Genomic DNA, 22,628 nt, shown 5'->3' with positions numbered 1-22,628 from the left:
TGTCATTCAATTGAGTGGAACGGTTGTTGAGGATCAAAAAATAGACCAAAATCACGACCTCAATTGAGGTCCTTTATTATGCAAAGCGTTCTGGCCGATATGGCTGTCAGTGTCTCAGAATTAAAGAAAAACCCTTCCGCAGTGCTGAGCGGTGCACATGGCGGCGCCGTGGCCGTTCTTAACCACAATCGCGTCATGGGCTATATGGTGCCAGCGGATGTGTACGAAGCAATGATGGAGCGACTCGATGATCTGGAGCTTGCTGAAATCGTTCGCGCCCGCAGCCATGAGACGCCAATTTCGGTAAGCCTGGATGACCTATAAGCTCGAATTTTTGCCATCCGCTCACAAAGAGTGGAACAAGTTGGGTCATACACTACGAGAACAATTCAAAAAGAAGCTGGGCGAGAGGTTGAAGCTGCCAAGGGTTTCTGCTGATGCTCTACACGGGATGCCGAACTGCTACAAAATCAAACTCAAGGCTTCCGGCTATCGCTTGGTTTATCAGGTGATCGATGAGCGCGTTGTTGTTTCGGTTGTCGCAGTCGGTAAGCGCGAGCGCAGCAGTGTTTACGAGAATGCAAAAAAGCGCTGAATAAGCTCTCAGCGCCAATTCCTACAGGCAAGCAGGCAATTTGTTTCAAAACTTGACTGAAATTCCCCTCCAATGCGATATTGATAGTTAGCAAACTAACAGTGTGCATTTCCCCGTGCCCGATTCCCTCGACGCTCTCCAAATGAACATCAGCAGTGCCATGGTGGTGGCCGCCAGGCATTGGCGGAAGATCTGCCAGACCACGCTGGTCAACTATGGAATCTCCGAAGCCTGCGCCGTGCCGCTATTGATGATCGGCCGCTTGGGCGAGGGCGTGCGCCAGGTTCAGGTGGCGCAGGCGGCCGGGATGGAGAGTCCGTCGCTGGTGCGTCTGCTCGATCAGTTGTGTCATTCCGGCTACGTCTGCCGCACCGAAGATGCCCAGGATCGCCGCGCCAAATGTCTGAGCCTGACCGACACCGGTCGTGAACTGGTGCAAGCGGTCGAGATCGAACTGGTGCGCTTGCGTCACGAGGTGCTCGAAGGCATCGAGCAAAGCGATCTGGAAGCTACGCTTCGGGTACTCAGAGCTTTTGAGGCGGCCAACCCGCCATGGGTGGTTAATTCTTGAACGGTTTTTTCTCCGGCATTCCGCCGGCCCGTGACTGGTTCTACGGGATCCGGACTTTTGCAGCGTCGATGATCGCGCTGTACATCGCCTTGCTCATGCAAATGCCGCGTCCGTATTGGGCGATGGCCACGGTGTATATCGTCTCCAGCCCGTTTCTCGGGCCGACCAGTTCCAAGGCGTTGTACCGTGCCATCGGTACTTTTCTCGGTGCGGCAGCGGCGGTTTTTTTAGTGCCGATGTTCGTGCAGAGTCCGTTTGTGCTGGTGGTGGTCATTGCGCTGTGGACGGGCATTTTGTTGTTCCTGTCTCTGCAACTGCGCACGGCCAACAACTACGCATTGATGCTCGCCGGTTACACCCTGCCGCTGATTGCCTTGCCGGTTGTGGATAACCCGCTGGCAGTGTGGGACGTAGCAGAGGCGCGCACCGAAGAGATTTTCCTCGGCATCGCCGTTGCCGCCGTGGTCGGCGCGATGTTCTGGCCGCGTCGTCTGGCGCCCGTATTCAATGACGCGGTGAGCAAGTGGTTCGCCGACGCAACGACCTATAGCCTGAAATTCCTCAGTCGCGATGTGCAGCCCGAAGAAGTCACCGCACTGCGCATGGCCATGGTTGCCAACTTCAACAGCCTCGAATTGATGATCGGCCAGTTGCCCCACGAAGGCGCACTACCGCAAACCGTGCGCAACACCAAAGAACTGCGCGGGCGAATGATTCATCTATTACCGGTGATCGATGCGCTGGAAGATTCGCTCTATGCCCTCGAACGGCGCACGCCGGAACTGGTGGAAAAGTTCGAACCGCTGCTGGCCGCAACCCGCGAATGGCTCGCTCATCAGGACGCCGATCTCGACCGCTGGCAAGCCCTGAAAGATCAGCTCGAAGCCCTGCAACCGAGTGCCGAAGCACTGCAAGACCGCAAACAACTGCTGTTCTCCAACTCGATTTATCGCCTCGGCGAATTCATCGATTTATGGCAGGACTGCCGCAGTCTGCAGGACGCGATTCTCTGCGAGCGCCAGGACAGCTGGCGCGCGGTCTACCGTCACTGGCGCCTCGGTCGTCTGACGCCGTTCATTGATCGTGGGCTGATGCTCTACTCGGCGGCCTCGACCGTTGTGGCGATCATCACCGCCTCGGTGCTGTGGATTCTGCTCGGCTGGCCGGACGGCGGCAGTGCGGTGATTCTCGCCGCGGTGGCCTGTAGCTTCTTCGCCTCGATGGACGACCCGGCACCGCAGATTTACCGGTTCTTTTTCTGGACCGGCATGTCGGTGCTGTTCGCCAGCCTTTATCTGTTTTTGATTCTGCCCAACCTGCATGACTTCCCTATGCTGGTGCTGGCGTTTTCCGTGCCGTTCATCTGCGTCGGCACCCTTACCGTGCAGCCGCGGTTCTTCCTCGGCATGCTGCTGACGCTGGTTAACACCTCCTCGTTCATCAGTATTCAGGGGGCTTACGACGCGGACTTTTTTGCCTTCGTGAACTCCAACCTGGCGGGTCCGTTAGGGCTGTTGTTCGCGTTTATCTGGACGCTGGTGGCGCGTCCGTTCGGCGCCGAACTGGCGGCCAAACGCCTGACCCGCTTCAGCTGGAAAGACATCGTCCACATGACCGAGCCGGCCAACCTCGCCGAGCACCGGAAACTGGGCGTGCAGTTGCTCGATCGACTGATGCAGCACCTGCCGCGTCTGGCCCTCACCGGCCAGGACACCGGCATCGCCATGCGCGAAGTGCGCGTCGGCCTCAACCTGCTCGATTTGCTCGCCTACACCCCTCGGGTGAGCGGCGCGCCGAACGCGCTGTTGCAGCAAGTGGTCAGTGAAGTCGGCGAGTATTTCCGCGCCTGCCTCAAGGCTGGCGAACGCTTGCCGGCGCCGGCCCCGTTGCTGATGACCCTGGATCGTACCCGCCGCGCGCTCAATGGCCACGGCGACGATGAAACCCGTCTGAACCTGTTGCACGCCTTGAGCGGTTTGCGTCTGGCGCTGTTGCCCGGCGTCGAATTCGTCTCCAGTGCCGACTCCGAAGAACCGCTGCCCGATGGAGCGCCCCTATGATCGGTGATCTGGACATCAGCGGCATTTTCCTGCCGACCCTGCTGGTGTTGATGGGCATCACTTATGTGCTGTTTTTGCTGGTGCATGCCGTGCTTACGCGCGTGCACTTTTACCGTCTGGTCTGGCACCGGGCATTGTTCAACGTGGCCCTCTACGCGGTACTGCTGTACGGCGTGGACTCACTCAGTCGATACCTGATGACATGAAAAAACCGTTTTTGACCATCGGTCGCGTAGTACTGACCCTGCTGATCGTGACTTTTGCCGTTGTCCTCGTCTGGCGCATGGTGATGTATTACATGTTTGCGCCATGGACCCGCGACGGCCACATTCGCGCTGACATCATCCAGATCGCCCCGGACGTGTCCGGGTTGATCCAGCAGGTGGAAGTGAAAGACAACCAGTTGATCAAGCGCGGCCAGGTGCTGTTCAGCATCGACCAGGACCGTTTCAAACTGGCCCTGCGTCAGGCCAAAGCGGCTGTCGCCGATCGCGAAGAAACCCTCGCTCAGGCCCAGCGTGAGGCCAAGCGTAATCGTGGCCTCGGTAACCTCGTGCCGGCCGAGCAACTGGAAGAAAGCCAGTCGAAGGTCGCTCGCGCGCAATCGGCACTGGCCGAAGCCATGGTCACCGTGGACAGCGCTCAGCTCAACCTCGACCGCTCGGTAATCCGCAGCCCGGTCGACGGTTACGTCAACGACCGCGCGCCGCGTCCGCAGGAATTCGTCACCGCCGGGCGTCCGGTGTTGTCGGTGGTCGACAGCAATTCGTTCCACATCGACGGCTATTTCGAAGAGACCAAGCTCGACGGCATTCATGTCGGCCAGTCGGTGGACATCCGTGTGATCGGTGACCGCGCCAAACTGCGTGGGCATGTCGAAAGCATCGTTGCCGGTATCGAAGACCGCGACCGCAGCAGCGGCAGCAACTTGCTGCCGAACGTTAACCCGGCATTCAGCTGGGTGCGGCTGGCGCAGCGGATTCCGGTGCGGATTGCCTTTGATGATGTGCCGGCAGATTTCCGCATGATTGCCGGTCGCACTGCTACGGTCTCGATCATTGAAGACTCAAAGGTCGACGATAAAAAGCAGGAGCCCGGGCAATGAGCAGGGCGCTGATGATCGCCGGGTTGGGCGTGATGCTCTCGGCCTGTCAGATGGTCGGGCCGGACTATCAGGTGCCTGAGGATGCAGCGGTTCAGCGCAAGGATTTTCAGGGCGAACTGGCGGTTGCCGGAAAACCGGTCGTCTCGGCGCCGGTGCCAGCGGATTGGTGGCGTCTTTATAAGGATGCGCGGCTGGATCAACTGGTGCAGCAAGCCATGGCTTCCAATACCGATCTGCGCGTCGCGGCGGCGAACCTGCAACGGGCTCGAGCTCAGGTCGATGAGGCCGAAGCAGCGGGCGGCTGGAGCGCAGGTGTGAAGATGGGCGCGCAGCGTTTGCAAGAGTCTGGTCAGGCATTCTTGCTGCCGGAAAAAGTCCCGGTCGATAACGTCGGCGACATCGGCATCAGCGCTTCTTATCAGTTCGATCTGTGGGGCACCTTGCAGCGTGGCATCGAAGGCGCCAAGGCCAATGCCGACGCGACCCAGGCCGCGGCAGACACGGCGCGGATCACCTTGGTGGCAGACGTCGTGCGCGCCTACACCCAAGTCTGCGCGGCCAATGAAGAACGTGAAATCGCCGAGCATTCCCTCGACCTGCAATCGCAAAGCACCACGCTGATCCAGCGTCTGCGCGACGCCGGTCGCGGTGACGAAACCCAGGTCACTCGCTCGCAAACCCAGTTCAAATCCTTGCGCGCCGAACTGCCCCGCTATGAAGCCGCGCGTCAGGCAGGGCTGTTCCGTCTGTCGATGCTGTTGGCGAAACCGGTCGATCAATTGCCGGCCGGTACCGCTACCTGCGCAGAACTGCCGAAAATCGCCCAACTGGTGCCAGTCGGCGATGGCGCTGCGCTGCTCAAACGTCGCCCGGACATTCGCCAGGCCGAACGTCGTCTGGCCGCTTCGACCGCCGGGATCGGCGTCGCCACTGGCGAGTTGTATCCGGACATCAGTATCGGCGCGACCATCGGCACTGTTGGTCTCATCGATGACTTGGGTGATCCGTCGACCAACCGCTGGGGCTTTGGCCCGTCGCTGAGCTGGAAGGTGCCGACCAACGGCGCCCGCGCGCGAATCCGCGAGGCAGAAGCGGCGACCCAAGGCGCCTTGGCGCACTTCGACGGCGTGGTGCTCAACGCCATTCGCGAAACCCAGACCGGCCTCGCTCAGTACAGCGCATTGCTGCAACGCCGCGACGCACTGGCCGATGCCGAGCAGTCGGCGAAACTGGCCGCCGACCAGACCCACCGCTTCTTCCAGGCCGGCCGCGAGTCATTCCTCGCTGATCTGCAAGCAACGCGCACCTACACCGATGTCACCGCGCAACTGGCCGCCGCCAACACCCAGGTTGCGATGAGCCAGATCGATTTGTTCCTCGCCTTGGGCGGCGGCTGGGAAAGCGGACGAACGCACGCTCCAAGCCCCAGCAAACCCTGAGGCCGTTGCTATGCTTTGAAGTGTTGGAAGGGCGCCCCGTGCAAAGCACCCTTCCAGCGCACATTGCTAGTGCTGGTCTAGGGGAAACCAATAATGAAAAACCCTTACGCTCTCGGCTTCTGGTGCGCCCTCGCAGCGCTGGTGCTGCTCTCGGCCACCTATTTCTACGGCATCATGCTGGCCCACCAGATCGACAAGGCCATGGTTTTCCTCGACAGCGCCGTCGCGCTGATTGCGGTCATGGCTATCGTCGTCGTGGCGTGGGCGTCGCTCCAGGTGCAGCGGGTCAAGAAACGGCAGCTTGAACAGGGCAAGACCCTGGTGCTGATCTGGGATACCAAAGTCGCCCTGCGCCGGGTCGAAACCGTGTTCGACCGGTATTTCTGGGGCAGTTACTGGCAGCCGGGCCGGACATTCGCCGAAGTCATGGGCGAACTCACCGGCACGCCGCTGGAAAAAAGTCTCGAAGCGCTGAAAAAGCAGTGTCTGGAACTCGACAAGCAGATTGATGGCGAGGGCTGGCACTGGCTCAACAATGCCCGGGAATTGTCCGATGTCGCTACAGCCATGGCCCGCGAGCGTTATCAACTTGATTTCTGCGATCCGCGCGCCGACGTCTCGGGCGGAGCGGTGATTGATCGGGACTTTGAAGTGCTGGTGTACACCTGGACCGCGCGGCTGAAAAGCTTTGATCATCAGCTGGATGAGATCGAGGTTCAGTATTCCTGATTCCCGCCGAATCGACCGGCCTCATCGCGAGCAGGCTCACTCCTACATTTGGAATGCGTTCCCCTGTAGGCCTTCGCCTGCTCGCGATGGCGACTTAAAAAACACCGAAACTCTCGCAGCCCGCTCACTGTCCACTCTCCCCATAGACACTCTTTAACCTTTAAACATTGGGCCACCTTGCGCGCCCGGTGCTAATCTCCACCGCTGAATTCAGCGCAGTCGAGCCGCGACCCGGTCACGGGTTCAGGGAAGACGACCACACTCACAGCCACGGAAATCGATCAGGTCATTCATGAATAAATCAGCAGGCGTGCTCCTCGGAATTGTTGTTGCCATCGGCGCGATCAGCGCAGGCGGGGCCTGGTACACCGGGACCAAGATCGAAGGCGTGCTCAACAACGCCGTCAGCAATGCCAACCAAGAGCTGCAAACGGCCATGGCCGGTTCCAATGGCACTGCGTCGCTGGAACTGGTGTCGCTGGAGCGCCACACCTTCACCAGCACCGCGCACTACCGCCTCAAAGGTGAAGGCGAGATGTTCGGCGATGCACCGGTCGAACTGCTGTTCGTAGACCACATCGAACATGGCCCGCTGCCGTTCTCGCGTCTGGTTTCGCTGAAATGGCTGCCGGTCATGGCCACCAGCAACTACGAGCTGGAAAAGAACCCGGCCACCGAGAAGTGGTTCGCCGCCACCAAGGGCGCCGCGCCGCTCAAAGGCGTGACCAGCATCGGCTACGACGAATCCACCACCAGCACCCTCGACTTGCTGCCGTTCGAAACCGCACTGGATGAGCAGTCGAGTCTGAAGTTCTCCGGCCTGACCATGAACATCTCCGCTAACGCCAAAGCGCAGAAGGTCAAGGCGGACGGCTACATGGACAACCTGAAACTGGTCACCGTCGCTGAAGATCAGGCGCCGGTGCAGGTCGAACTCAACGGTCTGACCCTGGCCAGCAACCTCGCCAAGAGCAGCTACGGCTACTACACCGGGGAAAACACCCTGGTGCTGACCAACAGCAAAACCACTTTCGGCACCAAGCAGTCGGTGCTCGGTGTGAAGAACTTCGAAATGAAGAACCTCACCGAAGAAAACGGCAGCAATGCCTCGGGTCGTGCTGACTACAAGGTTGGCGAAGTCAGCCTCAACGACAAGAAAGTCGGCTCGGCGAATATGGCCATGAGCCTGAAAAACCTCGACATCCCGTCGACCATGTCGCTGATGCAGATTTACCAGACCAAACTGCAGCCTTATGAAAAAGCCGCCGCCGAAGCTGCAGCCCAGGGCTTGCCAGCGCCAGAGCTGAACCTGACCGAAGCGGAAAATGCGCAAGTCAAAGCCGACCTGCAAAAACTGCTGGCCGCCGGCCCACAGTTTGCGCTGGAAAACCTCTCGTTCAACACCGCCAACGGCGAGAGCAAGGCCAATCTGGTGATCGACCTGACCAAGCCGCAATCGATGGATTTGCCGCCGGATCAACTGGGCAAACAACTGATCGCATTGCTGGACCTGAATATTCAGGTATCGAAGCCGATGCTGGTCGATCTGCTCAGCGTGCAGGCGCAACTGGATGGTCAGACTGACGCCAAGGCGATCGTCGATCAGTCCAAGGAAGCGGCCGATATGTTCGCCGGCATGGCGGTCGGTTCGCAGCTGGCGGTCGTCGACGGCAGCAACGTCGTGACCAAGTTGCATTACGCCGCCAATCAGGTCGAATTCAACGGCCAGAAGATGACCGTCGAGCAGTTCGTCGGCTTCCTGATGAGCAAGTTCGCCGGCGTCACGCAAGTGCAGTAATCCTGCGTTCTTGATAGCAACGCCCGGCCTCTGTATCGCACAGACGCCGGGCGTTTTGCTGTCTGGCGTTCGGGTTTTCGGCTGAACCGCCAGCACGATTCTGAACAATTATTGTGTTCTGGATATTGCTCTGCGCTTGCGTGCAAAACTGCCTGACTAAGCTTGGCCGTTGCATGTGCATTGGCGGCCACCGTTACGAAAGGGCAAGGAGGGCATTGCGACCCGGCTGGCCATGTAAGGATGCTGACGAATGCCGCGGATTGATGTTCCCGTATTACATCGTGGTTTACGCCCTTTGTTTCGAGTCGCGCTGTGCAGCCAATTGCTCTGGCCGGCGCTGGCGTTTGCCGACACCCCCTACGATCAGATGGTGCGCGACGCCCGTGCCGGGCAAACCACGCCTGCGCTGACGGTTTTGCGCCAGGTGCCACTTGGGCAGTCGACCACCGGGCAGATCAGCGATCACCTGCAAATCGCCAGTTGGGCTGGCCTCGATGCCGAAGTGGTGCAGGTCTATGAAACCCAGGGCCGCGACCGTGTCCTGCCGGTTCAGGCGCTGACCGCCACCGCCCGCGCTTATCGCAACCTCAAACGTTGGGATCAGGCCACTCAGGTCTACAACAAGGCTTTGGCGTTGGAGCCGGATAATGCCGACCTGCAATTGGGCCTGGCCCTGACTCAGGCTGACGCCGGTAAACCCGACGAAGCGGTGAGCCGCGCCAAAGCACTGGTGGCGGCCAAACCTGATGATCCGTCGCGCCGCCTCGCCTTGGGCTACGCCCTGACCCGTGACAACAAACCTTACGACGCCCTGTTCGAATACGATCAGGCCTTCAAACGCGCCGGCAACAAACCGCAAGTCGCCCGTGAATACGTGGTCGCCCTGCAAAAGGCGCGTCTGCCGGAGCCGGCGCTGCGTCTGGCCAATCAGCGTCCGGGCCTGATCGATCCGGTCACGTTGCGTCGCCTCGAAGGCGATCTGGCCGCCGAGCGCGTACGTCTCGCCGAACTCGCCACCCGCAGTGAAAAAGAACGCTACGTCATCGCCGACCGCGCGCTGGCCGACTACGACAAACTGCTCGCCACCTGGACATCGGACGCGACCGCTCACGACGACGTGATTCGCTGGCGCATCGACCGCATGGGCGCGCTCAAGGCCCGGGCGCGCACCGCCGACGTCATCACTGAATACCAAAAGCTGCAAGCCGAAGGCGTGAAGATTCCGACCTACGCACTGCGTTGGGTAGCGGCGTCGTATCTGGATCAGCGTCAGCCAGAAATCGCTACCGACCTCTATCGCCAAGTGCTGGCGGCGCCGGATGCCGATGTCGGCGACCGACTCGTAGACACCACTGCGCTGTACTACTCGCTGCTGGAAAGCGACCGCGCTGATGAGGCGCGCAAAGTCGCCGAGGACGCCGCCAAGTCCCAGCGTCCGCGTGTCGAACTCAAGGGGTTGCCGATCGGCAACCCCAATGATGAATGGATGGACGCCCAGCAACTGGCTGCGCAGGCCGGCACTTACAGCGCTGACTTGCCCCATGGCGAGGAGCGCTTGCAGACGCTGGTCGATCAGGCGCCGGGTAACGTCGGTTTGCGTCTGGCTCAGGCCGATTTATACCTGGCCCGTAACTGGCCGCGCCGCGCAGAAATGCAGCTCAAGGAAACCGAGAGCATGGTGCCACGCGCCATGGGCCTGGAAATTGGCCAGGCCCACACCGCGATGGAATTGCAGGAATGGCGGCAAATGGATGCGCTGACCGACGACGTCGTCGCACGCTATCCGGATAACCGCCAGGTACAGCGTCTGGCCCGTGAGCGCGAAGTGCATGACATGTCCGAGCTGCGCGTCGAAGCCTACGGCGGCAAGGCCAATGGTGGCGGTAGCGGCGATGCCGGAGCCGTCAGTGGCAGCCGCGATTTTGGCATCCAGACCACCCTGTACAGCCCGCCGATCAATGAAGATTGGCGCGTGTTCGCCGGCGCCGGGTATGCCACCGGTGACTTCGCCGAAGGCACCGGGCACCACCGCTTTCAGCGTGTTGGCCTGGAACGCCGCACTCGTGACATGACCCTTGAAGCCGAAGTGTCCAATCACGATTACGGTTTCGGCGACAAACAGGGCGCGCGGCTGGCGATCGCCCGTGACATCAACGATCACTGGCAGTACGGCGGCAGCCTCGAATACCTCTCGGCCGAGACGCCGTTGCGCGCGCTCAACAGTGACATCAAGGCCAATGGCGGCAGCGGTTTCATTCGCTGGCGCGCCAACGAAAGCCGCGAGTGGCGTCTGTCGGTAAGCCCGTCGCACTTCAGCGACGGCAACAACCGCGTCGAAGCCTTGCTCACCGGCCGCGAGGGCGTCTACAGCGCGCCGAACGTGCAGGTCGATGCAGGACTGGAAGTCGGCACCAGCCACAACTCCAAGTCCGATGACGTGCCGTACTTCAACCCCAAATCCGACTTCAGCGTGATGCCGCTGGTCAACGTCAATCACGTGCTCTACCACCGCTACGAAACGGCCTGGAGCCAACAATTCCAGGCCGGTGCGGGAACGTACAGCCAGCGTGAGCACGGCACCGGCGGCATGGCCCTGCTCGGTTACGGTCAGCGTTATGCCTGGAACGACGTGTTCGAGGTGGGCGGTTTGTTCAGTGTGATCAATCGGCCTTACGACGGTGATCGGGAGACCGATCTGCGTCTGCTCGTCGACCTCACTTTCCGCTTCTAGAAGAGTTTGAAGATGCCTTTGATTTCGCGTTTCATCCTTCTGCTGGGAGCGCTGCTGATCAGCGCCTGCGCCCAGCAAGCTCCGGCCTTCGCGCCGCCGTCCGAGCGTCCGCTGGCGGCCAGCGAAAAACCGTGGCCGAAAAATCACGTGCTCGGCATTGCCTATCACGACGTCGAAGACCTCGATCCTGATCAGGCCGTGGTGGCGGTGCGCACCGAGCGCATGATCGAACAGCTCGCGTGGCTGCGCGAGAATGGCTACAAACCAGTGACGGTCGACCAGATCATGGCCGCACGCAAGGGCGGCCCGGAGCTACCGGCGAAAGCGATCCTGCTCAGCTTCGACGACGGTTATTCGAGTTTCTACACTCGCGTGTTACCGGTGCTTCGCGCCTACAACTGGCATGCGTTGCTGGCACCGGTCGGTAGTTGGATCGACACGCCGCTCAATCAACCGGTGGATTTCGCCGGTGCTCCGCGTGCGCGTTCCGACTTTCTGACCTGGGATCAGATTCGCGAAATCTCACACTCCGGGCTGGTGGAAATCGCTGCTCACACCGACGCCAATCACAAAGGGATTCTGGCCAACCCGCAGGGCAATATGCAGCCGGCGGCGGCGACCCGGCGCTACGATCCAGTGACCAAACGCTATGAATCCGAGGCCGATTTCCAGGCGCGGATTCGCACCGACGTGAATAACATCTCTGAAAAAATCCGTAAGGTCACCGGTAAAAAACCACGCGTCTGGGTCTGGCCGTATGGCGCGGCGGACGGCACATCGCTGACCGTGGTCGGCGAGGAGGGCTACGAAATGGCCCTGACCCTCGAAGACGGTCTCGACGCCCTCGACAACCTGATGAGCAGCCCGCGCTTTCTTGTCGCTTCGGATCCTGACGGCGAGCGTTTCGCCAACAGTATCGTCGACGTGCAGTCGGATTTCGTCATGCGCGTTGTGCATGTTGATCTGGACAACGTTTACGACCCGGATCCGGCGCAGCAGGACATCAACCTCGGAAAACTGGTGCAGCGCATCGCTGACTTGGGCGCCAACACGGTGTTCCTGCAAGCCTTCGCCGATCCCAAGGGCGATGGCCTGGTGCATTCGCTGTACTTCCCCAACCGTCACTTGCCGGTGCGTGCGGATATTTTCAACCGCGTCGCCTGGCAACTGCGTACCCGCGCTAACGTGAAGGTCTTCGCGTGGATGCCGGTGCTGAGTTTTGGTCTCGACTCGAAACTGCCGCGCGTGACCCGTTGGGACCCGAAAACCGGCATCACCTCGGTGGATCCGGATCAGTACCAACGCTTGTCGCCGTTCGATCCTGAAGTGCGACGGATCATCGGTGAAATCTACGAAGACGTGGCGCGCCTGACCTCGGTCAACGGCATTCTTTACCACGACGACGCGGTACTGTCGGATTTCGAAGATGCCGGTCCTGAAGCCTTGAAAGCCTACGCTGCCCACGGTTTGCCGGGTTCGATTGCCGCATTGCGCGACGATCCGGCAGCGATGCAGCGCTGGACGCGTTTCAAGAGCAAATACCTCATCGACTTTACCAACGAGCTGACCGCCAAAGTCCGTGCGATTCGCGGCCCGCAGGTGCTGACCGCGCGCAATATCTTCGCCGAGCCGATGCTCAACCCCGAGAGCGAAGCTTGGTACGCACAGAACCTCGATGACTTCCTCGTGACCTACGACTGGACGGCGCCGATGGCCATGCCGCTGATGGAAAAACAGACCCAGGCAGAGTCCGGTCCGTGGCTGGAAGCGCTGGTGGCCACGGTCAAAAAGCGCCCAGGGGCGCTGGATCGCACGGTGTTCGAATTGCAAGCGCGGGACTGGACGAAAAAGGATCAGGCCGACATCGACGGTGCGCATCTGGCGGACTGGATGGGCCGCCTCAAGCGTCAGGGTGCGACCAGTTTCGGTTACTACCCGGACAACTTCCTCGACAACCTGCCGGACCTGAAAACCGTAAGGCCTGCACTCTCCAACAAATGGAATCCATAACATGCTGGATAGACTGTTAGCCCTGCTTGTTCTGGCGCTCGTTCTCGGCGTGCCGCTGGGCCTGATCTTCCTGGTCACCGGGCAGTTCCTGATGGACTTCGTGTTCTTCTACCCGTTGTTCATGTCCGGGTTGTGGATCGCCGGCGGCCTGTATTTCTGGCTGCACTGGGAGCGCCACTGGCCATGGAAAGACGACACGCTGCCGCCACCGCTGGAAGGCGAGCCGCTGATCTCGATCCTGATCCCTTGCTATAACGAAGGTGACAACGCCGCCGACACCATCCATGCAGCACTGGCCCAGCATTATCCGAACATCGAAGTTATCGCGATCAACGACGGCTCCAAGGACAACACCGCCGAAGTGCTGGATGCGCTGGCCAAGGAAGATCCGCGTCTGCGCGTGCTGCATCTGGCGGAAAACCAGGGCAAAGCCGTTGCTCTGAGGATGGGCGCCATCGCGGCACGCAGTGAGTATCTGGTGTGCATCGACGGTGATGCGCTGCTGGCGCCGAACACCGCAGCCTATCTGGTCGCACCGATGCTGGATAATGCACGCCTGGGGGCGGTGACCGGCAACCCGCGGATTCGCACGCGCTCGACGCTGGTCGGGCGGGTGCAGGTCGGTGAGTTCTCGTCGATCATCGGGCTCATTAAGCGTACGCAACGGGTGTTCGGGCGGATTTTCACCGTCTCCGGCGTGATCGTCGCGTTCCGCCGTACCGCGCTGAACCGCGTCGGTTACTGGAGCCCGGACATGATCACCGAAGACATCGATATCAGTTGGAAGCTGCAACTCGATCACTGGAGCATCTTCTACGAGCCGCGCGCACTGTGCTGGATCCTCATGCCGGAAACCCTCGGCGGTCTGTGGAAGCAGCGTCTGCGCTGGGCCCAGGGCGGTGCCGAAGTACTGTTCAAGAACATTCGTGGCATCTGGCAGTACCGCCATCGTTACCTGTGGCCGCTGCTGTTCGAATACTGCCTGTCGACCGGTTGGGCGTTCACCTTCCTGCTGTCGGTGATTTTCTGGGGCGTCGGCAAGTTCGTGGTCATGCCGGAAGCCATCGCGGTGGATCACTTGATGCCGCCGGCGTTTACCGGGTTGCTGCTGGCCTTCGTCTGCCTGGTGCAGTTCGCGGTCAGCATCGTCATCGACCGGCGCTATGAGCCGGGATTGGGTCGCACAATGTTCTGGGTGGTCTGGTATCCGTTGGTGTTCTGGCTTATCAGCCTGCTGACCACGTTGGTCAGCTTCCCCAAAGTGCTGTTCGGCCAACATCAGAAACGTGCGCGTTGGGTCAGTCCTGACCGGGGCATCAAACCGATCGGCGACGACGAAGAGGAGGTCATCAAATGAAAATCATCCGGACCCGTCAGCGGCCGTTCCTGGTCGTGGTCGATGTGATTCTTACCGTGGTGGCGTGGATTGGCCTGCTGTTTCTGCTGATCCGTGGCTTGTGGCCGCTGGTCGAAACTCACGCGGGCGGCCCGCTGATCGATAAATCGGCGTTCGACGCGCTGGGCACCCTGCAGATTTATTTGTGGATTGCCTTGGTCAACGCGGTGATTCTGATCGGTTGGGCGCGTTATCAGCAGCGCAAAAGTCGCAGTTTCGCCCAGCGTCGGTTGCCGTCGCCGGTGATTGACGATGAAGGGCTGAGCAAGAGTTTCAAACTCTGCGATGACCGCTTTCAGAAACTGCGCACGCCCGGGGTGATGACCATTCACAACGATCAGGAAGGCGACATCAGCCATGTGGTGACACATTTCTGGCCGGTTCAGCCGCAGGAGTTGCCGCCGCCACTGGCACCGCTGGAGCACCCGCGGGTGATCTTTCTGCATGCCGAAGATGATGACAATCGCGAGCCCTTGCTTCGTTAATTGATCGTTCCCACGCTCCGCGTGGGAATGCCTCTAGGGACGCTCTGCGTCCAGTGACGCGGAGCGTCACGGGCTGCATTCCCACGCAGGAGCGTAGGAACGATCAATCGGCCGCTAATCGCGGATCAGTTCCCAAGCCTCTTCCATCGGCAGCAGTTGCTTCATGCGCTCGGTGAGTAACGCCATCGCTCTTTCTTTCTTGCAAGCCACGGCGGCAACTACCATACCGTTTCTACCGAACAGACCAATAAATGGCGGATGTTCAGGCTCGCCGAGAAACTCCACCTCATCCCATTGCTCAGCGTGGCCGAGATAGTCGTAATTCTTGCCAAAATGCCAGGTCCAGAAGAACGGCACGTCGAGGTAATGTTCTTCGCCACCGAGCATGTTGGCGGCAGCGATGCGAGCGTGTTGCTGGGCCAGGCGCCAATGTTCGATGCGTTGCGGCTGGCCGTGCAGCGGGAATGTGGCGATGTCGCCGATGGCCCACAGGCCCTCGGTGACACGCATGCCATCATCGACGCGCAATGACTGATCTTTTTCCCTCGGTAATGACGCAAAAGACTCGGTAGCCGGGTGTACGCCGACCCCGGCCAGCACCAGATCCGCCGAAAGACGCAGACCGTTGTCCAGCAGCACCGCCTCGACCTTGCCATCGCCGATGATCTCGGTGGCTTCGTGCTCGGTGATGAATTTCACCCCATTGTGTTCGTGCAGCGTACGGATTGCTTTGCCCACGGCCTCGCCGAATTGCGCGGCGAAAGGAATCGCGTGGCGAGCCAACACCGTGACGTCGAGGCCGTACTGACGCAGGGCCGAAGCGCATTCGAGGGCGATGAAGCTGTCGCCGATGATCACTGCACGTTGTTCCGGTCTGGCAGTGTTCATGATCCGTTCTGCCTGAGCTTTTGAGCGCAGCACGAATACCTGCGGAAGATCGGCGCCGGGTAAATCCAGCGGATTGGGTTCGCCGCCAGTGGCGAGCACCGCCGCGTCGTAACGCAGCGACTGGCCGTCTTCGAGGTGAAGGGTTTTCGCCGAGGCATTGATTGAGCTGATTTCACCTCGTTGGCGTTCAATGCACTGCTCTTTATAGAAGTCATCTTCACGCAGCGGTGGTACTTCTTGCGGGGGCATGTCCCCGGCGAGAACAAATTTGCTCAGTACCGTACGGTCGTAACCGGCATCGGCCTCGCGGTCGATCATGACGATGCGGCCACCGAAACCCTTTTCCCGCAGCGCCGCTGCACATGCCGTACCTGCCGCTCCGGCACCGACGATTACAAAAGTCCGCGAATCATCCGCTGGAGGTGCATGCGGATCCGGCAACGGCTGATCATCGACCCAAACGTCATCGCCGCGCAGCTCCAGTGGATACCGCTTGAGGCTGTCGAGCGCTGGCGGCTCACATAGTGCGCCGTCTTCTGCGCGAAACGCAGCCTTGTGCCACGGGCAGATCAGGCGTCCCTGACACAACGCACCGTCAGCCAGCGGCGCCCCGGCATGTGGGCATTCGCCTTGAAATGCGCGTAATTGCCCAGCGGCGCGCAGCAGCACAATCTTGCAGTCGCCGATTTCAACTTGCAGGCCACGGTCTTCAGGGACATCGGCGATACGGGCGACGCGGTGCAGGGACATGAGCGACTTCCTCGCAGGCATTTCTCTTGTGAGTTTGCGTCGTAGTGCGAGGTTCAGCCATTTGCTACTGCCACGGCATGAACGGTACGGCTATAGTTTGCAGGCCGAACACGGCCCAACTGCACAAGGTGCTCCCGGAATGACCCGATTGACCTCTCTCAACCCTTGGCTTGCGGCCATTGCCGTCACCCTTTGCGTGCAGTTTCCGGCGCAGGCCCAGGAGCGTTTCACCCTGAGCATTCCGGGTGTTTCCGATAACCGCCTGTTCACCTCGGCCGCGGCCAGCGATGCGGCCGGCTGCGGTGGCAAGAACCAGTCGCCGGCCCTGAGCTGGAACGCAGGTCCCGCCGGCACCCAGAGTTACGCAATCGTCATGCACGACCCGGACGGCCAGAAAGGCCTGGGTGTCGATCACTGGATTCACTACGGCATCAAGTCCACCACACGGCAGATTGCCGCTGGCGTCGGTGCCAAGTCCGCGTTAGAAGGTGTCGGTGGCACCAACAGCAAGGGCAACACCCACTACATGGGGCCGTGCCCGCCAGTGGGCGACAGCGCGCACCACTACGTCATCCAGATCTACGCGCTGGATCTGGCGCCGGACGCCTTGCCGGCCGGTCTGACCCGCGCCGAGCTGATGGAAAAAATCAAAGGCCACGTACTGCGTAACAGCAGTGCGGTGCGGCGTTATCACCGCTGAAAAATTTTTTAGCGGCGTTTAACCCAAACTGAAAGGGCTGCCCGTCTCAGTGGATGAATGATCAATTTCATCCCGAGGTCAGCCCCCATGTCTCATCCTCTCTTGCGTCCTGTTGCGGTTGCTGTGTTACTGGCGCTTGCCGGTTGCGGTGCTTCGTCCACACCCGATTCCGCTGCTGTGCCAGCGCCGGCGCAGCCCGAAGTTCTAGTACAGCAGGAAGCGGTCATGGCCGGTGGGGCGATGGCCAAGCGCATGGCTCATCCTGCGCCAATCGCCAGTTTCGCAGCGATGCCAAGCGCAGACAGTTATCCACAGCGCTACCGTGACGAGCCGCGCGAGCAATATCAAAAACTGGCCGATAACCCGATCCATAGCGTCGTCGAAACCCCGGTTTCAACGTTCAGCGCTGACGTTGACACCGGCGCTTATGCCAACGTCCGCCGCTTGCTCAATCAAGGCCGACTGCCACCGGAAGGCACGGTGAGGCTGGAGGAAATGGTCAATTACTTCCCTTATGACTACGCGCTGCCCGGCGACGGATCGCCGTTTGGCGTGACTACTGAACTGGCCACCTCACCGTGGAACCCGCACACCCGCCTGCTGCGCATCGGCATCAAGGCGTCCGACCGGGCGGTGGCGGAAATCGCCCCGGCCAATCTGGTGTTTCTGGTCGATGTGTCCGGCTCGATGGATCGCCGCGAGGGCTTGCCGATGGTCAAAAGCACGCTGAAATTGCTGGTCGATCAATTGCGCGATCAGGATCGCGTGTCACTGGTGGTGTATGCCGGCGAATCCAGAGTGGTGCTTGAACCGACTTCCGGGCGCGAGAAAGCGAAAATTCGTACAGCCATTGAGCAATTGACTGCCGGCGGTTCGACCGCTGGTGCCTCCGGTATCGAACTGGCCTACCAAATGGCGCAGCAGGCCTTCATCCCAAAAGGTATCAACCGCATCCTCCTGGCCACCGATGGTGACTTCAACGTCGGCGTCAGCGACTTCGACAGCCTCAAGCAAATGGCTGCGGATAAACGCAAAACCGGAATTTCGCTGACAACCCTGGGTTTCGGTGTGGATAACTACAATGAACACTTGATGGAACAACTGGCCGACGCCGGCGACGGTAACTACGCCTACATCGACAATCTGCGCGAGGCGCGCAAAGTGTTGGTGGATCAGTTGAGTTCGACCCTCGCCGTGGTGGCAAAAAACGTCAAATTGCAGGTGGAGTTCAACCCGGCGCAGGTCAGCGAATATCGCCTGCTTGGCTATGAAAACCGCGCGTTGAAGCGTGAGGATTTCAGCAATGACAAAGTCGATGCCGGCGAAATCGGCGCAGGACACACGGTGACCGCGCTGTACGAAATTGTTCCGGCGGGCGAGAAGGGCTGGCTGGAGCCGCTGCGTTACGGCAAGTCGGAGCCGGTTGTTTCCGGGAAAAGCGGAGAATTGGCGATGCTGCGTGTGCGTTATCAACAGCCTGAAGGTGGGAAAAGTCTGCTGATCGAGCGGCCGATAGCCAATCAGACCGCGCCGGCTAGCGAGGATCTGCGTTTTGCTGCTGCCGTTGCCGCGTTTTCCCAGCAGCTCAAGGATGGCCGTTACACCGGCGACTTCAGCCTGAAAGACACGGAGACACTGGCCCGTGGCGCTCGTGGTGATGATCGCTTCGGTTTGCGCAATGAGTTCGTGCAACTGGTCGAACTGGCGCAGAGCTTGCGCAACTCAACCGCATCGAACGCGTTGGCCACTGAACAACGGATTGAATAAGTGAGTCGTCTGAAAGGCTTCATCAGTCAGCTGTTTGCCTCGGCAGACAGCTCAACCGCCAGCAGCGATGAATCGCTGCTGGCGCGTTATCGCGAGGGCGACGGCGCCGCGTTCGAGATCTTGTACGCGCGCCATCGCCAAGGCCTGTACCGGTTTCTGCTCGGCTTGAGCGGCAAACCGGAACTGGCCGACGAAGTATTTCAGGAAACCTGGCTGAGCCTGATTCGCAGCGCCAGTCAGCCACAAGGCCGGGCGACATTTCGTACGTGGCTGTTCCAGATCGCGCGCAATCGCCTGATCGATTACTGGCGCAAGCATGGCGCCCAGCAACCGCTGCACGACAGTTATGATGAGCAAGCGCATGCCGTCAGCGATGAGGCGAACGATCCCGAACAACTGCTCAGCCTGAGCCGCGACAACCAGCGTCTGGAAAGCGCCCTGCAAACCCTGCCCGCCGACCAGCGCGAAGTGTTCCTGCTGCGTACCCACGGCGACCTCGACCTGGCACAAATCGCCAGCCTCACCGAAGCATCGCTGGAAACCGTCAAAAGCCGCTTGCGCTACGCCCAGCAAAAACTGCGTCGGCTGCTGGCCGAGGAGGTACTGACATGACTGACGCCCGCCAGACACCCGAAGATCCGCTGATCAAACATGTGCGCGAACAGCACAACGCCGAACCACCAGCGCACCTCGATGCGTTCATCCTCAACGCCGCGCAGCGTCAAACCCCTGCGCCGACACCAAGCCTGTGGAAACGCTGGCTCGACGTCTGCCGCAAACCGCGCTGGCAAGTCGCATTCGCCAGCCTCGTCGGCGTGGCATTGATGCTGTCGCTTGTCCAGCGTGCTCCTGAGCCGCTGCGTCAGTACGACTACATTCCTGCCCCCGAGCTAGCAGTGCCCATGACCGACACGGACTCAGCGCAACTGCACCGATTGTCCGCCCCGGCCGGCGCCCTGCCAGCCCCTGTGCCGATGATGGAAATGGCCGCGCCGATGCAAGATCAAGCCATCAGCGCCGATGAAACCAAACTCAGCAAACGCGCCACCGCCCCGGCCAACGGCCTCGACGCACAACTGCGCGAAGTCCTGCGCCTGCGCGAATCCGGCCAATCGCAAGCCGCCGACAGCCTGTTCAACAACCTGCACAAACGCTACCCGAACGCCGATCTCGACGCCCGACTCGAACAGTTGCAGAAAAAATGACCGCCTGATCCCCCAGCCATTTGGCATTACCCCGCAAAAACGCGCACTATCGGGGCATTGCCGATGCGCTGGAGGACAACGTGGCAGCAAAAATTGACCGCATCGCCCAACTGCTCAACTGCCCGGAGAAGGGCGAAGAGATGCGGCGCGCGATTACCGAGACGCGTAAGGAGTTTCTGCTTAACCAGTCGGAAGAGGATGTCGTCGATGAAGGCGACGTTTTTGAGGAGGTTGAGGAGGAAGAAGACGACGATGATGATTACGACGAGTTTGACTGGACGACGGAGTAACGTCGTTCCGGTCCCTTTGCGTCACCCACAAAAAAGCCCCGGACCATCACAGTCCGGGGCTTTCTCGTTTAAATCAATGGTGCACCAGGCGGGATTCGAACCCACGACCCCTGCCTTCGGAGGGCAGTACTCTATCCAGCTGAGCTACTGGTGCAGCGGGCGACATCATACCTAGGTCGGCTCGGGGCGTCCATGCTGGGTTTCGGCACGGATTGTCAGTGCGCGTGTCGGCGCAAATCGCTGCATTCCATAAAGCTGTAACGTCCTGCAAAACCCTCGCTTGGCGCTTTCTCGGGACTGTTCTATGGTTTTGTGGCGGCTGAGGCTTTTGGCGCGTTGATCTGAAAAATTCCACAAACACGCCGTTTTTGTTCTTTTTTTCGAACGACCTATTGTCCTTTAACCCCTTTGATCCTACGATCCGTTTGAGATTTCAAACGCTCGTTGACCGGGCGTTGAAGCGCCAGTGTTTCGAATCGTGCACGGTTGAAGCGCCACACCCGGTCACTGATTTCCCTGACGGCAGCCTCGCGAGGCGCCTTTCTACAATCATAATTTGCTCCGCGCAGGCCGCGGTGCTGTTAAGGAAAGCCGACATGCAGCTTAAAGACACCCTGTTGTTCCGCCAGCAAGCCTTCATTGATGGCGCTTGGGTCGATGCGGACAACGGTCAGACGATCAAGGTCAACAACCCGGCCACCGGTGAAATCCTCGGTACCGTGCCAAAAATGGGCGCCGCCGAAACCCGCCGTGCCATTGAAGCCGCTGATAAAGCGCTGCCGGCCTGGCGTGCACTGACCGCCAAAGAGCGTGCCGGCAAGCTGCGTCGCTGGTTCGAACTGATGATCGAGCACCAGGACGACCTCGCGCGCCTGATGACCCTCGAGCAGGGCAAGCCGCTGGCCGAAGCCAAGGGCGAAATCGTTTACGCCGCTTCGTTCATCGAGTGGTTCGCCGAGGAGGCCAAGCGCATCTACGGTGATGTGATTCCGGGCCACCAGCCAGACAAGCGCTTGATCGTGATCAAGCAGCCAATCGGCGTGACCGCTGCGATCACCCCGTGGAACTTCCCGGCCGCGATGATCACCCGTAAAGCCGGCCCGGCACTGGCCGCCGGTTGCACCATGGTGCTCAAGCCTGCTTCGCAAACTCCGTTTTCCGCTTTCGCCCTGGCCGAACTGGCTCAGCGCGCGGGCATTCCTGCGGGCGTGTTCAGTGTCGTTTCCGGCAGCGCCGGCGACATCGGCAGCGAGCTGACCAGCAACCCGATCGTGCGCAAACTGTCCTTCACCGGTTCGACCGAAATCGGTCGTCAGCTGATGTCGGAATGCGCCAAGGACATCAAGAAAGTCTCGCTGGAACTGGGCGGCAACGCGCCGTTCATCGTGTTCGACGACGCGGACCTGGATAAGGCCGTCGAAGGCGCGATCATTTCCAAATACCGCAACAACGGCCAGACCTGCGTCTGCGCCAACCGTCTGTACATTCAGGATTCGGTCTACGACGCGTTCGCCGAGAAGCTGAAAGTGGCCGTGGCCAAACTGAAGATCGGCAACGGTCTGGAAGACGGCACCACCACTGGCCCGCTGATCGACGAAAAAGCCGTGGCCAAAGTGCAAGAACACATCGCTGACGCTGTAGCCAAAGGCGCCACCGTGCTGGCTGGTGGCAAGGCGATGGAAGGCAACTTCTTCGAGCCGACCATCCTCACCAACGTGCCGAAAAATGCCGCCGTGGCCAAGGAAGAAACCTTCGGTCCACTGGCGCCGCTGTTCCGCTTCAAAGACGAGGCCGAAGTGATCGCGATGTCCAACGACACCGAGTTCGGTCTGGCTTCGTACTTCTACGCTCGTGACCTCGGTCGTGTGTTCCGTGTCGCTGAAGCGCTGGAATACGGCATGGTCGGCGTCAACACCGGGCTGATCTCCAACGAAGTCGCGCCGTTCGGCGGCATCAAGGCCTCGGGCTTGGGCCGTGAAGGCTCCAAGTACGGCATCGAAGATTACCTGGAAATCAAATACCTCTGCCTGGGCATCTAAGCTCGGACAAGGATCGCTGCAAACGCAAAGGGCACGAGAGCGCTGTCCCTTTGCGTGGTTTCAAACCGGA

Annotated in this window: 20 protein-coding genes and 1 tRNA gene; 19 read left to right on the top strand and 2 right to left on the bottom strand. The window is 60.2% G+C overall.

Annotated features, from left to right (window positions below; genetic code table 11):
• Nucleotides 1-78 precede the first annotated feature (78 nt).
• The 13 genes from ACI514_RS24535 to pgaD all read left to right on the top strand — a co-directional run bounded on the left by ACI514_RS24535 (nucleotide 79) and on the right by pgaD (nucleotide 14,919).
• Entirely contained in the window at nucleotides 79-324 is a 246-nt protein-coding gene (locus tag ACI514_RS24535) for a type II toxin-antitoxin system Phd/YefM family antitoxin (protein ID WP_095122322.1), read from the top strand.
• Nucleotides 314-595 carry a type II toxin-antitoxin system RelE/ParE family toxin gene (locus ACI514_RS24530; protein WP_095122320.1) on the top strand — a complete coding sequence of 94 codons (282 nt, stop codon included), beginning with the start codon at nucleotides 314-316 and terminating at the stop codon, nucleotides 593-595. The genes ACI514_RS24535 and ACI514_RS24530 overlap by 11 nt, the downstream gene beginning before the upstream one ends.
• A gap of 142 nt (nucleotides 596-737) precedes the next feature.
• A complete protein-coding gene (locus tag ACI514_RS24525; protein WP_038367319.1) occupies nucleotides 738-1,166 on the top strand; it encodes a MarR family winged helix-turn-helix transcriptional regulator in 429 nt (142 codons plus the stop codon).
• Nucleotides 1,163-3,226, top strand: a complete 2,064-nt coding sequence (locus ACI514_RS24520; RefSeq protein ID WP_405122550.1) for an FUSC family protein — start codon at nucleotides 1,163-1,165, stop codon at nucleotides 3,224-3,226. Before ACI514_RS24525 ends, ACI514_RS24520 begins: the two co-directional genes overlap by 4 nt.
• The gene (locus ACI514_RS24515; RefSeq protein WP_007917703.1) at nucleotides 3,223-3,432 is read left to right on the top strand and encodes a DUF1656 domain-containing protein; all 210 of its coding nucleotides are present in this window, start codon (nucleotides 3,223-3,225) and stop codon (nucleotides 3,430-3,432) included. The genes ACI514_RS24520 and ACI514_RS24515 overlap by 4 nt, the downstream gene beginning before the upstream one ends.
• Nucleotides 3,429-4,331 (top strand): HlyD family secretion protein, encoded by a 903-nt coding sequence (locus tag ACI514_RS24510; RefSeq protein ID WP_160054632.1) that lies wholly within the window; start codon nucleotides 3,429-3,431, stop codon nucleotides 4,329-4,331. The genes ACI514_RS24515 and ACI514_RS24510 overlap by 4 nt, the downstream gene beginning before the upstream one ends.
• Entirely contained in the window at nucleotides 4,328-5,770 is a 1,443-nt protein-coding gene (locus ACI514_RS24505; RefSeq protein WP_405122549.1) for an efflux transporter outer membrane subunit, read from the top strand. The genes ACI514_RS24510 and ACI514_RS24505 overlap by 4 nt, the downstream gene beginning before the upstream one ends.
• Nucleotides 5,771-5,863: 93 nt before the next feature.
• Complete coding sequence (locus ACI514_RS24500; protein WP_160054636.1) at nucleotides 5,864-6,499, top strand: NADH:ubiquinone oxidoreductase subunit N; 636 nt, start codon at nucleotides 5,864-5,866, stop codon at nucleotides 6,497-6,499.
• Nucleotides 6,500-6,791: 292 nt separating this feature from the next.
• Complete coding sequence (locus ACI514_RS24495; RefSeq protein ID WP_160054638.1) at nucleotides 6,792-8,297, top strand: YdgA family protein; 1,506 nt, start codon at nucleotides 6,792-6,794, stop codon at nucleotides 8,295-8,297.
• Between the two features lie 250 nt (nucleotides 8,298-8,547).
• Nucleotides 8,548-11,028, top strand: coding sequence for a poly-beta-1,6 N-acetyl-D-glucosamine export porin PgaA (pgaA, locus tag ACI514_RS24490; protein WP_405122548.1), 2,481 nt, complete (start codon nucleotides 8,548-8,550; stop codon nucleotides 11,026-11,028).
• Nucleotides 11,029-11,040: 12 nt separating this feature from the next.
• On the top strand, nucleotides 11,041-13,038 hold the full coding sequence (pgaB, locus tag ACI514_RS24485) for a poly-beta-1,6-N-acetyl-D-glucosamine N-deacetylase PgaB (RefSeq protein ID WP_405122547.1): 1,998 nt from the start codon (nucleotides 11,041-11,043) through the stop codon (nucleotides 13,036-13,038).
• 1 nt (nucleotide 13,039) lies between these two features.
• On the top strand, nucleotides 13,040-14,395 hold the full coding sequence (pgaC, locus tag ACI514_RS24480) for a poly-beta-1,6-N-acetyl-D-glucosamine synthase (protein WP_150708645.1): 1,356 nt from the start codon (nucleotides 13,040-13,042) through the stop codon (nucleotides 14,393-14,395).
• Nucleotides 14,392-14,919 (top strand): poly-beta-1,6-N-acetyl-D-glucosamine biosynthesis protein PgaD, encoded by a 528-nt coding sequence (pgaD, locus tag ACI514_RS24475; protein ID WP_160054646.1) that lies wholly within the window; start codon nucleotides 14,392-14,394, stop codon nucleotides 14,917-14,919. The genes pgaC and pgaD overlap by 4 nt, the downstream gene beginning before the upstream one ends.
• Nucleotides 14,920-15,033: 114 nt before the next feature.
• Here the strand turns inward: pgaD and ACI514_RS24470 are convergent, their stop codons facing one another.
• Nucleotides 15,034-16,557, bottom strand: a complete 1,524-nt coding sequence (locus tag ACI514_RS24470; RefSeq protein ID WP_405122546.1) for an FAD-dependent oxidoreductase — start codon at nucleotides 16,555-16,557, stop codon at nucleotides 15,034-15,036.
• A gap of 139 nt (nucleotides 16,558-16,696) precedes the next feature.
• On the opposite strand from ACI514_RS24470, the gene ACI514_RS24465 reads away from it, so the two are divergent.
• From ACI514_RS24465 to ACI514_RS24445, 5 genes are all read left to right on the top strand, one after another.
• On the top strand, nucleotides 16,697-17,257 hold the full coding sequence (locus ACI514_RS24465) for a YbhB/YbcL family Raf kinase inhibitor-like protein (RefSeq protein ID WP_405122545.1): 561 nt from the start codon (nucleotides 16,697-16,699) through the stop codon (nucleotides 17,255-17,257).
• An 87-nt stretch (nucleotides 17,258-17,344) separates the two neighbouring features.
• Nucleotides 17,345-19,024 carry a vWA domain-containing protein gene (locus ACI514_RS24460; RefSeq protein ID WP_405122544.1) on the top strand — a complete coding sequence of 560 codons (1,680 nt, stop codon included), beginning with the start codon at nucleotides 17,345-17,347 and terminating at the stop codon, nucleotides 19,022-19,024.
• A 30-nt stretch (nucleotides 19,025-19,054) separates the two neighbouring features.
• Nucleotides 19,055-19,636: an RNA polymerase sigma factor gene (locus ACI514_RS24455; RefSeq protein WP_174244488.1), complete on the top strand. Its 582-nt coding sequence runs from the start codon at nucleotides 19,055-19,057 to the stop codon at nucleotides 19,634-19,636.
• A complete protein-coding gene (locus ACI514_RS24450) occupies nucleotides 19,633-20,229 on the top strand; it encodes a hypothetical protein (RefSeq protein ID WP_405122543.1) in 597 nt (198 codons plus the stop codon). Before ACI514_RS24455 ends, ACI514_RS24450 begins: the two co-directional genes overlap by 4 nt.
• A gap of 20 nt (nucleotides 20,230-20,249) precedes the next feature.
• On the top strand, nucleotides 20,250-20,519 hold the full coding sequence (locus ACI514_RS24445) for a hypothetical protein (protein ID WP_405122542.1): 270 nt from the start codon (nucleotides 20,250-20,252) through the stop codon (nucleotides 20,517-20,519).
• A gap of 77 nt (nucleotides 20,520-20,596) precedes the next feature.
• On the opposite strand, the gene ACI514_RS24440 is transcribed toward ACI514_RS24445, so the two are convergent.
• Nucleotides 20,597-20,673: transfer RNA gene (locus tag ACI514_RS24440), tRNA-Arg, on the bottom strand.
• Between the two features lie 442 nt (nucleotides 20,674-21,115).
• On the opposite strand from ACI514_RS24440, the gene gabD reads away from it, so the two are divergent.
• The gene (gene gabD / locus ACI514_RS24435; protein WP_160054658.1) at nucleotides 21,116-22,558 is read left to right on the top strand and encodes an NADP-dependent succinate-semialdehyde dehydrogenase; all 1,443 of its coding nucleotides are present in this window, start codon (nucleotides 21,116-21,118) and stop codon (nucleotides 22,556-22,558) included.
• Nucleotides 22,559-22,628: the final 70 nt, after the last annotated feature.

The organism is Pseudomonas sp. M20, from assembly GCF_045037865.1.
Taxonomy (GTDB): domain Bacteria; phylum Pseudomonadota; class Gammaproteobacteria; order Pseudomonadales; family Pseudomonadaceae; genus Aquipseudomonas.
Note: the sequence above shows the minus strand (reverse complement) of the source record. Positions and strands in the feature narration are given on the sequence as shown.

What these genes read in the sequence shown, in the direction of transcription:
- pgaB (WP_405122547.1), top strand. Translation starts at nt 11,041, where the DNA reads ATGCCTTTGATTTCGCGTTTCATCCTTCTGCTGGGAGCGCTGCTGATC.
- pgaA (WP_405122548.1), top strand. Translation starts at nt 8,548, where the DNA reads ATGCCGCGGATTGATGTTCCCGTATTACATCGTGGTTTACGCCCTTTG.
- ACI514_RS24495 (WP_160054638.1), top strand. Translation starts at nt 6,792, where the DNA reads ATGAATAAATCAGCAGGCGTGCTCCTCGGAATTGTTGTTGCCATCGGC.
- ACI514_RS24530 (WP_095122320.1), top strand. Translation starts at nt 314, where the DNA reads ATGACCTATAAGCTCGAATTTTTGCCATCCGCTCACAAAGAGTGGAAC.
- ACI514_RS24505 (WP_405122549.1), top strand. Translation starts at nt 4,328, where the DNA reads ATGAGCAGGGCGCTGATGATCGCCGGGTTGGGCGTGATGCTCTCGGCC.
- ACI514_RS24470 (WP_405122546.1), bottom strand. Translation starts at nt 16,557, where the DNA reads ATGTCCCTGCACCGCGTCGCCCGTATCGCCGATGTCCCTGAAGACCGT.
- ACI514_RS24450 (WP_405122543.1), top strand. Translation starts at nt 19,633, where the DNA reads ATGACTGACGCCCGCCAGACACCCGAAGATCCGCTGATCAAACATGTG.
- gabD (WP_160054658.1), top strand. Translation starts at nt 21,116, where the DNA reads ATGCAGCTTAAAGACACCCTGTTGTTCCGCCAGCAAGCCTTCATTGAT.
- pgaC (WP_150708645.1), top strand. Translation starts at nt 13,040, where the DNA reads ATGCTGGATAGACTGTTAGCCCTGCTTGTTCTGGCGCTCGTTCTCGGC.
- ACI514_RS24535 (WP_095122322.1), top strand. Translation starts at nt 79, where the DNA reads ATGCAAAGCGTTCTGGCCGATATGGCTGTCAGTGTCTCAGAATTAAAG.
- ACI514_RS24510 (WP_160054632.1), top strand. Translation starts at nt 3,429, where the DNA reads ATGAAAAAACCGTTTTTGACCATCGGTCGCGTAGTACTGACCCTGCTG.
- ACI514_RS24500 (WP_160054636.1), top strand. Translation starts at nt 5,864, where the DNA reads ATGAAAAACCCTTACGCTCTCGGCTTCTGGTGCGCCCTCGCAGCGCTG.
- ACI514_RS24465 (WP_405122545.1), top strand. Translation starts at nt 16,697, where the DNA reads ATGACCCGATTGACCTCTCTCAACCCTTGGCTTGCGGCCATTGCCGTC.
- ACI514_RS24460 (WP_405122544.1), top strand. Translation starts at nt 17,345, where the DNA reads ATGTCTCATCCTCTCTTGCGTCCTGTTGCGGTTGCTGTGTTACTGGCG.
- pgaD (WP_160054646.1), top strand. Translation starts at nt 14,392, where the DNA reads ATGAAAATCATCCGGACCCGTCAGCGGCCGTTCCTGGTCGTGGTCGAT.
- ACI514_RS24525 (WP_038367319.1), top strand. Translation starts at nt 738, where the DNA reads ATGAACATCAGCAGTGCCATGGTGGTGGCCGCCAGGCATTGGCGGAAG.
- ACI514_RS24515 (WP_007917703.1), top strand. Translation starts at nt 3,223, where the DNA reads ATGATCGGTGATCTGGACATCAGCGGCATTTTCCTGCCGACCCTGCTG.